This window comes from Paraburkholderia haematera (assembly GCF_905220975.1).
GTDB lineage: Bacteria > Pseudomonadota > Gammaproteobacteria > Burkholderiales > Burkholderiaceae > Paraburkholderia > Paraburkholderia haematera.
Genome location: NZ_CAJNBK010000001.1, coordinates 859167 through 871811, shown reverse-complemented (window position 1 = coordinate 871811; position 12645 = coordinate 859167). Strand labels below are relative to the sequence as shown.

Genomic DNA, 12645 nt, shown 5'->3' with positions numbered 1-12645 from the left:
GCGCGACCCGTTCCGTCACCCTGCGCCCTCCACGCACTTCAGGTATGCAAGAAACCACTCTCGGCGTCGCCATCATCACCAAAAACGCGGCGGCGCGACTGGCCGAATGCCTGCGGGCCGTGGCCTTCGCCGATCAGATCGTCGTGATCGACGGCGGCAGCACCGACGGCACCGCCGACATCGCCCGGGCGCACGGTGCACGCGTACTCGAGCAAACCGACTGGCCAGGCTTCGGCCCGCAAAAAAACCGCGCCCTGGACACGCTCACCACCAGTTGGATTCTCTCGCTCGACGCCGACGAGATTGTCTCGCCGGAACTGGCGGAGTCGATCCGCGCAACGCTGGCCGCGCCCACCGCCGATGTCTACGCGGTGGACCGGTTGTCGAGCTTTTGCGGTCACTGGATTCATCACAGCGGCTGGTATCCGGACTGGATTCCACGCCTGTTCAAACGCGGCACAGCGCGTTTCTCCGACGACCTCGTGCACGAGCGCCTGGTGTTCGACACGTCGTCGCAGCGACTGACCGGCAAGCTGATGCACTACTCCTACGAAGACTTCGAGGGCGTATTGCGCAAGCTCGACGCGTATTCGACAGCGGGTGCGCAGCAACGTCATGCGGCAGGTAAGCGCGGCAGTTTCGGCAAGGCGCTGGGGCGCGGTGCCTGGGCCTTCGTGCGGACCTACGTGCTACGGCGGGGATTTCTCGACGGCCGCGCGGGCTTCATGATCGCGGTGTTCAACGCCGAGACGGTGTATTACCGGTTTTTGAAGCTGGCGCGGATGGGGGAGAAGACGCGGCGCTAGTGGCGAGCGCTCGTTGACGGTTTGCCCACGCGCGCCGCGCGGGCAAACCAGCCATCAATAAACGATTTCGATCGAGCTTCCGGCAAACTCACCGCGCAATGCCGCGAGCAGTTCGTCAGTCGGCTTGACGCGCCACGCGTCGCCCAGACGCATTTCGCCTTGCGCATTTTCGCTGCGATAGACCACTTGCACGGCGAGGCCATTCGGGATCTGCACCGCCTGGCGCTGACCACCGCCGCCATAGCCACCGCCGTTGCGGCCACCACCGCCTCCATTGCCCCCCCGTGAAGCCGCCGCCGGCGCCGGTGCAGCTAGTGGCTCGTCCTTACCCGCGCTATGCGCTTCGAGCACGCGCCGCAATGCCGACGCGTCCGCATTGCCGTTCATCTGCACCTTGACAGCTTCTGCATAACGGCAGCGGGCGCGCCCCAGATCCATCACCGTATCGACCGTGAAGCGGATGCCGCCCGTGAACGCGTCGTTACGCGCCGAGCCTTGCACGACCAGCAGTTCGTCTTCCTTGAACAGCTGCTTATGCGCTTCGAAGGTCTCGTTGAAGACGGTCACTTCGCACTGGCCGGTGCCGTCGTCGAGGAGCGCGATCAGCATCTTGCCGCGCTGGGTCATCTGCGTGCGCAGCGACGCGATCACACCCGCGACCAGCTTGTCGCGCCCTTCCTTCAGTTCGCCGATCTTCTGGCGCACGAAACGGCGCACTTCGTTCTTATAGGCATCGAACAGATGGCCCGACAGGTAGAAGCCTAGCGCGCCCTTCTCTTCCTGCAGCTTCTTCTTTTCCGGCCATTCGGGCTCGTCGACCAGTTCGTGACCTTGAGACGGCGCATCGCCCATATCGAACAGGCCTGCCTGCATCGCGTTGGCGCTTGCCTGCTCGGCGGCTTCCATTGCCAGCGAGACGGAGGCGATCAGCTGTGCGCGATTCGCGTGCAGCGTGTCGAACGCACCGGCGCGGATCAATGCTTCCACCGTGCGGCGATTGACGATCCGGCGGTCGACCCGGTTGCAGAAGTCGAAGATGTCGATGAACGGACCTTCTTCGCGAGCACGCAGGATTTCTTCGATCGCGTTCTGGCCGCTGCCCTTGATGGCGCCCAGACCGTAGCGGATCGTTTTCGACCGCTTGCCGTCTGCTTCCGCAACCGGTTCGAAACGGTACGCCGACAGATTGACGTCCGGCGGCAGCACGGCCATCTTGTTCGTGAGGCAGTCTTCGAACAGGATCTTGACCTTGTCCGTGTCGTCCATGGCGAGCGACATATTCGCCGCCATGAATTCCGCCGGATGGTGCGCCTTCAGCCAGGCCGTGTAGTACGCAAGCAGCGCATACGCCGCAGCGTGCGACTTGTTGAAGCCGTAGCCGGCGAACTTCTCCATCAAGTCGAAGATTTCGTCCGCTTTCTCGCCGGTCAGCCCGTTTTTCGAGGCGCCCTGGCGGAACAGCTCGCGGTGCTCGGCCATTTCCTCGGCCTTCTTCTTACCCATCGCGCGGCGCAGCAAGTCGGCGCCGCCGAGCGAGTATCCGCCGATGATCTGCGCCATCTGCATCACCTGCTCCTGATAGACCATGATGCCGTAGGTCTCTTTCAGAACAGGTTCGACGCGCGGATCCGGATACTCCACCACTTCGCGGCCGTGCTTACGCGCGCAAAAGCTTGGGATCAGGTCCATCGGGCCCGGACGGTACAACGCGACCAGCGCGATGATGTCCTCGAAGCGGTCAGGCTGCGCGTCTTTCAGCATGCCTTGCATGCCGCGGCTTTCCAACTGGAACACGGCGACCGTGTTCGCTTTCTTCAGGATCGAGAACGACGCCGCGTCGTCGAGCGGCACCTGCGCGAGCGACCAGTCTTGCTTCGACGGATCGAGGCGGCGAATATAGCGCTCGGCCCAATCCAGAATCGTCAGCGTGGTGAGGCCCAAAAAGTCGAACTTCACGAGGCCGACGGCTTCAACGTCGTCCTTGTCGTACTGGCTCACGACGCCGCTTTCGTCGCCTTGCGTATAGAGCGGGCAGAAATCGGTCAGCTTGCCGGGCGCGATCAGCACGCCGCCGGCATGCATACCGACGTTACGCGTGAGGCCTTCCACGCGTTGTGCGAGTTCGAGCAGCTGATGCACTTCGTCTTCGTTGTCGAAGCGCTCCTGCAGCAGCGGCTCTTCCTTCATCGCGTCGGCGATGGTGACGTGTTTGCCCGGCTTGAACGGAATCAGCTTGGCGATGCCGTCCGTGAACATGTAGCCGAGATCGAGCACGCGGCCGATATCGCGCACCGCTGCCTTCGCTGCCATCGTGCCGAAGGTGGCGATCTGCGACACCGCGTCCGCGCCGTATTTCTCCTTCACGTACTGAATCACACGGTCGCGGCCGTGCTGGCAGAAGTCGATGTCGAAGTCGGGCATCGAGACCCGCTCCGGATTCAGGAACCGTTCGAACAGCAGGTTGTAGCGCAACGGATCGAGGTCGGTCACGCCCAGCGCATAGGCGACCAGCGAACCTGCACCCGAACCCCGGCCTGGACCGACGGGCACGCCGTTGTTCTTGGCCCAGTTGATAAAGTCCGCAACGATCAGGAAGTAGCCTGGAAAGCCCATCTTGATGATCGTGCCGCACTCGAATTCGAGGCGCTGGTAGTACGTTTCGCGCTGCGACTCGCGCTCGGCCGTATCCGGGTACAACTGTTCGAGACGCTTTTCGAGGCCTTCTTTTGACAATTGCACGAGGTAGTCGTCGAGCGACATGCCGTCGGGCGTCGGAAAGAGCGGCAGCTTCGGCTTGCCGAGTTCGAGCGTCAGATTGCAGCGCCTGGCGATTTCGACACTATTGGCGAGCGCCGACGGAATGTCCGCGAACAGCCCCGCCATCTCTTCTTGCGTGCGGAAATACTGCTCGGACGTAAAGCGCTTCGAGCGGCGCGGATTCGCCAGGATGTCGCCTTCGGAAATGCACACGCGCGCTTCGTGCGCGGTGAAATCGTCCGGCGTCATGAACTGCATGGGATGGGTGGCCACCACCGGCAATTTCAGCGACGCGGCGAGCGCAACCGCCTGCTGCACGTACTGCTCGCCGCCCGGCTGACCGCACCGTTGCAGCTCGATATAGAAGCCACCAGGGAACACCTTTGCCCAATGCAACGCATTACGCTTTGCCGCTTCTTCGTTACCGGCGGCGAGCGCGAGGGCAATGTCGCCCTGTTGCGCCCCCGACAATGCCAGCAGGCCTTCGCCCAGATCGGATTCGAGCCAGCCGGCTTCGACTTCCGCGCGACCGCGATACTGGTTGGTGAGCGATGCCTTGCTGAGCAGCTCGCACAGATTCAGATAGCCGCGCCGGTTTTTGACCAGCAGCAGCAAACGCGAAGGCTTGTCGCGGTCGTCCGGATTGGTGATCCAGACGTCGCAGCCGGCAATGGGTTTGACCCCTTTGCCGCGGGCTTCCTTGTAGAAACGGACGAGGCCGAATGCGTTGCCTAGGTCGGTAAGGGCGAGCGCGCCCTGACCGTCTTTGGCGGCGGCCTTGACGATGTCGTCAAGACGCACGATGCCATCGGCAATCGAGAATTCGGAGTGAACGCGGAGATGAACGAAGCGGGGATCTGACATGGGCGACATTGTAACTCCACCCTTCCGGAGTTTTCAGGCCAAAACCACGCGTTCGCCGTTCGGCTTAGGAGCGAAACGCGGGAGCGCCACGGGAGCACCGCACGCCGATGTTTTGCTGTCGATTTGCGCTGCCGCAACAGACTGGCCATTCGGCCGAGTCGGACGAAACGCCAGCTTGAGGGATAATACGTGTTTCGCCCTATTCGACGTGGCCGCGCCGCATGGAGCCTGATGCGGGCAGTTCAATGCGCCCCATTTTCCACGCTGCCGGGCATTTCTTACCGCTGGACACACATGAGTATCGTCAATCTCGCCGCGTACCATTTCGCGACTATCGAAGACACCGCCGCATGGCGCCCGCTCGTCACTGAGCGCTGCAATGCGCTCGGCCTGCGCGGCACCGTCCTGCTGGCGCCGGAAGGCATCAACCTGTTCGTCGCCGGCACTCGCGAAGCCGCGGACGCGTTCATCGACTACATCCGTCACGACGCGCTGTTCGAAGGCAAGTTCGTGACTCTGCAGTTCAAGGAAAGCCTGTCGGACAAGCAGCCGTTCACACGCATGCTGGTCAAGCTCAAGCGCGAGATCATCACGATGAAGAAGCCGGCGATCCGCCCGGAGCTTGGCCGCGCGCCGTTCGTCGACGCCCCCACGCTGAAAAGCTGGCTTGACCGCGGGCATGACGACGAAGGCCGCCCCGTCGTGATGCTCGACACACGCAATGCATTCGAAGTGGACGTCGGCACGTTTAACGAGGCACTCGACTACCGCATTACGAAATTCAGCGAGTTTCCGGAAGTGATCGAGCAGAACCGCGCCGATCTCGAAGGTAAAACGGTGGTGTCGTTCTGCACCGGCGGGATTCGTTGCGAGAAGGCTGCGATCCACATGAAGGAAGTCGGCATCGAGAACGTGTACCAACTCGAAGGCGGCATCCTGAAGTATTTCGAGGAAGTCGGCGGCGCGCACTATCACGGCGACTGCTTCGTATTCGACTACCGCACGGCGCTCAATCCGCAACTGGAACCCACCGCGACCGCGCAATGCTTCGGCTGCCGCGCGGTGGTGACGCCTGAAGCGCAACAATCGCCGATGTACGTGGCGGGCAAGACGTGTCCGGAATGCCATCCGGACAGCAAGGCGGCGCACGCGGCGTGATACGCATAAGTGCCTTCGCGCGATCGCGGCGGAGGCGCGCAAGACAGCTCGTTTTTGCGCACTAACCCATCCGACCCATGACCTATCGTGGACGCTTCGCGCCGTCGCCTACCGGGCCCTTGCATTTCGGCTCACTGGTGAGCGCGCTCGCAAGCTGGCTGGACGCGCGCGCGCACGGTGGTGCGTGGCTTGTGCGCATTGAGGACATTGACGGACCTCGCACCGTCCCTGGCGCGGCTGAGGACATTCTGTCGACCCTCGAACGTTTCGGCATGCATGCTGACGAGCCGCCCGTCTGGCAAAGCCAACGTATTGCGCGCTATCAGGCAGCGTTCGAGCAATTGAAGGCTGCCGGTCTGCTTTATCCATGCGGCTGCACGCGCAAGGAGATTGCCGACTCGCTGCTGCATGCGCACGCGCGCAACACTACGCTCGCCTACCCCGGCACCTGCCGCAGCGGCTTGCATGGCAAACCGGCGCGCGCATGGCGCCTTCGCGTACCCGAAGGCGATGCAGCGGTGATCACATTCGAAGACCGCTGGCAGGGCAAGCAGACACAGGACCTGGCTACCGAGGTCGGCGACTTCGTCCTGAGGCGTGCCGACGACCAGTGGGCGTACCAACTGGCGGTGGTGGTCGACGATGCGGACGCGGACATTACGCACATTGTGCGAGGTGCGGACTTGATGGATTCAACGGCCCGCCAGATCTATTTGCAGCGTTGCCTGAACGTCCCGACGCCCGTGTATTTGCACGTACCGGTGGTCACGAACGATCAGGGCGAAAAGCTCAGCAAACAGAATGGCGCAACTGCGCTGGACAACGACAAGCCTCTTGAGGTGCTGAGCGCAGCCGCGCGACACCTCGGACTTGAGATGGACGGCAACGAACGCGCGACGCTAACCGATTTCTACGCCACCGCAACAGCAGCATGGGCAAAGCGCATGGGCGTGCAAACGCAACGCAGCAAGCGAAAAGAAGGACAGGTTTGAAGAGGTACCGCCATGGCGCGCGCAGCGCCGCCGGAAGAATGACGGCCTTGTCGCCAGAGCTGAATGTGCGAGAACACAGATTCCAGATGCACCACTACCGCGGCTGCGCGGGGGACCCGCTTAAAAATTAGCGGTGTGAGCCGCTTTCTTTTGCCTACTTTTCTTTGCGGCAGGCAAAGAAAAGTAGGTGCCGCCCCGCACAGGGGCAACGCTAATAGACCACTAAGAAAACAAGGAAAGGCCAACACCGCAGGCATACAGACAACAAGCGCCGCAGCCAGCAACCCCATAGGGCAAAAAACCCAAAAACTCAAATACTCAAGACGACGAAGAAGACTTCCTGGGCATCCCAAACCCACCCAGCAATGCGGCCAACGGCTGCTTGGAAGCCGACTTCTGCGGCGCAGCGGAAGCCGCCGCCTCCTCAACTTTCCGAACAGAAGCCGCCGACGGCTCATAAGGCTTGAGAAAGAAATCATCCACAGGCTGCACGCGATGATGATGCGGCCGATCGAACGAACCCGAGGACGACGCCCCCGGACGCCGGCGACCACCCCGCTCGTCGCGGCCCTCTGCACGGCCATCCACACGCTCACGCCGCGGCGGACGCTCTTCATGGTGATGCCGCACCGGCGCATCCACGGTCAGGTGTTGCACATCCAAAGGCCGCTTGATCAGCTTCTCGATATCGGCAAGCTGCTTACGCTCATTCGGGCTGCACAGCGACAAAGCATCACCCGACGCGCCAGCACGCCCAGTGCGCCCAATCCGGTGCACATAATCTTCCGCATTGAACGGCAGATCGAAATTGATCACGGCCGGCAACTCGGCAATATCCAAACCGCGCGCAGCGACGTCCGTCGCCACCAAAGCCTCGATCTCGCCACGCTTGAACGCATCCAAAGCCTGCATCCGCTCATTCTGCGTCCGGTCACCGTGAATCGCCGTGGCGACCACGCCGTCGCGCTCCAGGCTGCGCGCCAACCGGCTCGCGCCGATCTTGCTGTTACAGAACACGATCACCTGCTTGAGGCTGCGGTCGCGAATCAATTTAACAACGGCGCCCGTCTTGTCGCCCTCGGCGACCTCATAAACGATCTGCGTCACATTGGTCGCGGTCGAATTGCTGCGCGCAACTTCGATCGTCTGCGGGTCACGCAGATACGTAGCGGCCAGTTTCTTGATTTCGCCCGAAAACGTGGCCGAAAACAGCAGCGTCTGGCGCTCTTTCGGCAGCAGGTTCAGGATGCGCTGCAAATCCGGCAGGAAGCCCATGTCGAGCATCCGGTCGGCTTCGTCGAGCACAAGAATCTGCACCTGGCCGAGATTGGCGGTTTTCTGCTGCACGTGATCGAGCAGACGGCCCGGCGTGGCGATCAGAATTTCGACGCCGCGGCGCAGTTGCTCGGATTGCGGATTCATGTCGACACCGCCGAACACCACGGCGCTGCGCAGCGCCGTGTGCTTCGCATACGACTGCACGTTCGCCGCCACCTGGTCGGCCAGTTCGCGAGTCGGCGTGAGGATCAGCGCGCGCACCGGATGGCGGGCGGGCGAGGCGCTCGTGCTGGCCTGCGGCAGCAGACGCTGGATGATCGGCAGCGAAAAACTCGCGGTCTTGCCCGTGCCGGTTTGCGCCGCGCCCATCATGTCACGGCCGGCCAGCACGACAGGAATCGCCTGCTCCTGGATCGGCGTAGGGATGGTGTAGCCCGATTCTTTGACGGCTTTCAGGATGTCGGGCGCGAGACCGAATTGATCAAAAGTCGCAGTGCTGGGCGTGACGGCTGTGTCGGACATGGTGGCTTTCGCTAAAAATGCGCTTGGCGCGGTGCGCGCGGCAGCGGTCGGAACCGCAGAGGGCATCAGGATGAAGGCGGAGCCACGGCGTTCCGCACGGGACCCGTCAGTAATACGGGAAATAATGCGGCCGGCTCCGGCCGGCGGAAACACCCGCCGGAAAGGCCGGTATTGTAGCACTTCAGCAAAAACACTCATGGCGCATCTGCCGGCTTTCTGCTTACGACGGCGAAAGCCGGCCGGCTCGCCCGGTACGCGGGAGTCGGCAAATCGCCGCGAAGCGCCGTGGCGCTCCGCTGGCAGCGTAGTTCGAACACGCGACAGTTGCGTGACAACGGAGTCCGACGTCCCCGGCCGTCACCACGTCTCGCGCATCACCATCAAACGCATCTCGGTCATGTCCTCGATCGCGTAGCGCACGCCTTCCCGCCCCAGCCCGGAATCTTTCACGCCGCCATACGGCATGTTGTCGACCCGGAACGACGGCACGTCGTTGATCACCACGCCGCCCACCTCGAGCACATCCCACGCGCGGTGCGCATGAGCGAGCGAATCGGTGAACACGCCGGCTTGCAGGCCGAAGTCGCTGTCGTTGACGGTCGCAAGCGCGGCGTCGAAATCGTCGAAGCGCTCAAGAATCGCCACTGGCCCGAAGGCTTCCTTGCGATACAGATCGGTGTCGCGCTTCACGCCTTCTAGCAGCGTGGCCTCGAACATCGCGCCCTCGACCTTGCCGCCCGCGACGATCTTCGCGCCCGCCTGCACCGCGCTGTCCATCCAGCCGGCGAGGCGTCTAGACTCCGATTCGGAAATCATCGGCCCAACAAAGGTCTTTTCGTCCTTCGGATCGCCCATCACGAGCGACTTCGTCTTCGCGATCAGCTTTTCGCGCAGCGCGTCGTAGACCTTCGCATGCACCAGAATCCGCTGCACGCCGATGCAACTCTGTCCCGACTGATAGAACGCGCCGAACGCAAGCCGGTCGACCACGTAGTCGAGCTTTCCGCCCTGATCACCGTCGACGATCGCCGCCGCGTTGCCGCCCAGCTCCAGAATCACCTTCTTCTTGCCGGCCTTTTTCTTGAGCTCCCAGCCCACCGCGGGCGAGCCGGTGAAGGAAAGCAGCTTGAAACGCTCGTCGGTGGTGAACAGATCGGCGCCGTCGCGATGCGCAGGAAGAATCGAGAACGCGCCTTTCGGCAAGTCGGTCTCCGCCAGAATCTCACCCATGATGAGCGCGCCGACCGGCGTGCGGCTCGCCGGCTTCAGCACGAACGGCACGCCCGCCGCAATCGCCGGCGCGACCTTGTGCGCGGTCAGGTTCAGCGGAAAATTGAACGGCGAGATAAACGAGCACGGGCCGATCGGCACACGCTTCACATAGCCGTGATAGCCCTTCGCGCGTGGCGAAATCTCCAGATTGATGATCTCGCCGTCGATGCGTACCGACTCTTCAGCCGCCACCTTGAACGTATCGATCAGTCGCGTGACCTCGCCTTTCGAGTCGTTGATCGGCTTGCCAGCCTCGATGCACAGCGCAAGCGCCAGTTCGTCGTAACGCTCGCGGAACCGCTTCACGCAATGTTCGAGCACGGCCTGACGCTTGAACGGCGGGAACGCGCGCATTGCAGACATCGCTTCGACGGCGTAGCCGATCGCTTTGTCGATCGCCGCCGCGTCCGCCATCGCCACGCGAGTCGCCACTTCACCGCTGAATTTATCCGTGACTTCGAGATCGGTGTTGGCGGCCACCGCAACGTTGGCGAGGTAGTACGGGTAAGTCTTGTTCAACATGACGCGCTCTCCTTGATCCAATGCCTGACATCAGCCATGCAGCCTGCAAGGGCGATGCCCCATTGCCGCTCATGGCGCTCATGGCTGTTCCGCCCATCAACGTTGCGCTCAGAGTTGCGCGGAGAGCCGCTTGATCTCGCGATTCAGCACGCGCTCGTTATCCGAGTAGTCGATGGGCAGATCGATCACATGCACACCCGGCGTCGCAAAGCATTCGCGCAGCAGCGGCGCGAATTCCGCGGCCGACTCAATGCGATGCCCCTTCGCGCCATAGCTCTCTGCATACGCGACGAAATCCGGGTTGCTCAGCGTCATGCCGTAGTCCGGGAAGTTCATGTTTTCCTGCTTCCAGCGGATCATGCCGAACGCGTCGTCGCGCAAAATGAGGACCACCAGATCGAGCTTCAGACGCACCGCCGTTTCCAGTTCCTGCGAATTCATCATGAAGCCGCCGTCGCCGCACACCGCCATGACCTTGCGGTCCGGGTGGACGATTTTGGTCGCGATCGCCGACGGCAAGCCGGCGCCCATCGACGCCAACGCGTTATCGAGCAGCAGCGAATTCGGTTCGTGCGCGCGGTAGTAACGTGCGAACCAGATCTTGTACATGCCATTGTCCAGACACACGATGCCGTCTACCGGCGTGGTCTCGTAGACGTCGTTCACGATCCTCACCGGGTACATCGGGAAACGGTCGTCGTGCTGGCCTTTGACCAGATGCGCCTCGAAGTGCTGCTTGATCTCCTTGAAGCGCGTGAAATCCCAATGCTCCTGCCGCTCCTTGAGACTCTCCTTGAGCTGCCACACCGCGTTGGCGATGTCGCCGACCACTTCGATCTGCGGGAAATACACCGTATCGACTTCCGCGCCGAGAAAGTTGACGTGAATCACCGTCTTCTCGCCGGCATCGCCGCTGCGCATGAAGAACGGCGGCTTCTCGATCACGTCATGGCCGACATTGATGATGCAGTCCGCGTGGTCGATCGCGCGGTGCACGAAGTCGCCGTCGGACAAGGTTGCGTTGCCGAGCCACATCGGGTGCGATTCGTCGATCACACCCTTGCCCATCTGCGTCGTGAAAAACGGAATGCCGATCTGGTCGACGAATTCGCGCAACATCCTGGTGGTGGTCTTGCGGTTGCCGCCCGCGCCGATCATCAGCAAGGGATGCTTCGCGTTCGTAATCGCCTCGACCGCACGCGCCACGGCCTTTTCTTCGGCGACGGGACGGCGGCTAAAGCTCTTTGGAATCGGGTGGCCGTCGCCCTCTTCGTGCGCGACGTCTTCAGGCAATTCGAGGTGCGTGGCGCCGGGCCGTTCTTCTTCCGCCTGACGGACCGCCTCGCGCACCGCGGCCGGAATGTTGCCGATCGATACGATCTGCCGCGTGTACTTGGTGAGCGGCTCCATCATCCGCACTACGTCGACGATCTGAAAATGCCCCTGCTTGCTGGTCTTGATCGGCTTCTGACCGGTCACCATCAGCATCGGCATCCCGCCCAACTGCGCGTACGCCGCAGCGGTCACAAAGTTGGTCGCACCCGGCCCCAGGGTGGCCAGACACACACCGGTGCGGCCGGTGAGGCGTCCATACGTGGCGGCCATGAAACCGGCCGCCTGTTCGTGACGCGTCAGAATCAGGCGAATTTTCGAGTGGCGCAGCGATTCGAGCAGATCGAGATTTTCTTCACCGGGGATGCCGAATACGTACTCGACACCTTCGGCTTCCAACGATTTGACGAACAGGTCCGATGCTTTCATGGAGGGTCTCGCTTGATGAAACGGACACGGGCCATGAGCCCGCCCGTTGAGGTCCGGTATCGGACGATCGAAGGCGACGACAAAGACGGCCAGCACGACGCGTGCGGCGCGCGGCACGGCGTACCGGTACAGCGGACGCCACGCCGGACAGCTTACTACTGGAACGGAAAGGATGCGCGCAGGCGGGCAGCGCCGCAAGGCAGAGGCAAAAGTAAGGTGAGGCAGGCGGCGTGTCTGAAGAAAACCGCCGCATCATGCTCAGCGATTGATCGTGATGCAGTCGGACAGCATCGGCGGGGCGTTTTCGCCGTCTGTGGCGTTGTACAGGTCGGCGCGCGGACCTTTGGTCCACCAGGTGTAGCTGCCAGCCTGATATTTCGCACCGGAGGCCGATATCGTGTTGACGAACAGCAGTTGCCGCCCGTCGACCGGCACGAGCGCGAAACTTTGCCCGTTTGCCGTGTTCCAGTAAGTCACTTGCAGAATCTTGCCGGTCGCGCAGGTGTATTTGTGCGTCTGGCGATTCCGGGCCTGAATCTCGGCCAGGTTCAATGGCGCAGCCCATGCGTGACCGCACAGCGCCGCAAGACCCGCTGCCGTCGTGACTGCAACAAGCCATTTCTTCATCGCATGCCTCGATCGTTGTTGCACATCAAGCACGGGCGGCGTGCCCGGCGCCCCGGTCAGGCCCAACCGCCGGAGTGGCGACTGGG

At 62.3% G+C, this 12645-nt stretch carries 8 protein-coding genes; 3 read left to right on the top strand and 5 right to left on the bottom strand.

Annotation, left to right across the window (positions count from 1 at the left end):
* Positions 1-44 precede the first annotated feature (44 nt).
* Complete coding sequence (locus tag KHO23_RS03825) at positions 45-806, top strand: glycosyltransferase family 2 protein (protein ID WP_211609692.1); 762 nt, start codon at positions 45-47, stop codon at positions 804-806.
* A 54-nt stretch (positions 807-860) separates the two neighbouring features.
* Here the strand turns inward: KHO23_RS03825 and dnaE are convergent, their stop codons facing one another.
* Positions 861-4436: a DNA polymerase III subunit alpha gene (gene dnaE, locus KHO23_RS03820; protein WP_211609691.1), complete on the bottom strand. Its 3576-nt coding sequence runs from the start codon at positions 4434-4436 to the stop codon at positions 861-863.
* 285 nt (positions 4437-4721) lie between these two features.
* Between dnaE and KHO23_RS03815 the strand changes: the two genes are divergently transcribed.
* Together KHO23_RS03815 and gluQRS are read left to right on the top strand one after the other, a co-directional pair.
* On the top strand, positions 4722-5585 hold the full coding sequence (locus KHO23_RS03815; RefSeq protein WP_211609690.1) for a sulfurtransferase: 864 nt from the start codon (positions 4722-4724) through the stop codon (positions 5583-5585).
* A 77-nt stretch (positions 5586-5662) separates the two neighbouring features.
* Positions 5663-6577 (top strand): tRNA glutamyl-Q(34) synthetase GluQRS, encoded by a 915-nt coding sequence (gene gluQRS / locus KHO23_RS03810; protein WP_211609689.1) that lies wholly within the window; start codon positions 5663-5665, stop codon positions 6575-6577.
* Between the two features lie 318 nt (positions 6578-6895).
* Here the strand turns inward: gluQRS and KHO23_RS03805 are convergent, their stop codons facing one another.
* The 4 genes from KHO23_RS03805 to KHO23_RS03790 form a co-directional block, all read right to left on the bottom strand.
* Positions 6896-8377, bottom strand: coding sequence for a DEAD/DEAH box helicase (locus KHO23_RS03805; protein WP_211609688.1), 1482 nt, complete (start codon positions 8375-8377; stop codon positions 6896-6898).
* A gap of 357 nt (positions 8378-8734) precedes the next feature.
* Complete coding sequence (locus tag KHO23_RS03800) at positions 8735-10171, bottom strand: aldehyde dehydrogenase family protein (protein ID WP_211609687.1); 1437 nt, start codon at positions 10169-10171, stop codon at positions 8735-8737.
* 108 nt (positions 10172-10279) lie between these two features.
* Complete coding sequence (locus KHO23_RS03795; protein ID WP_211609686.1) at positions 10280-11932, bottom strand: acetolactate synthase large subunit; 1653 nt, start codon at positions 11930-11932, stop codon at positions 10280-10282.
* 258 nt (positions 11933-12190) lie between these two features.
* Positions 12191-12559: an MliC family protein gene (locus KHO23_RS03790; protein WP_211609685.1), complete on the bottom strand. Its 369-nt coding sequence runs from the start codon at positions 12557-12559 to the stop codon at positions 12191-12193.
* Positions 12560-12645 lie beyond the last annotated feature (86 nt).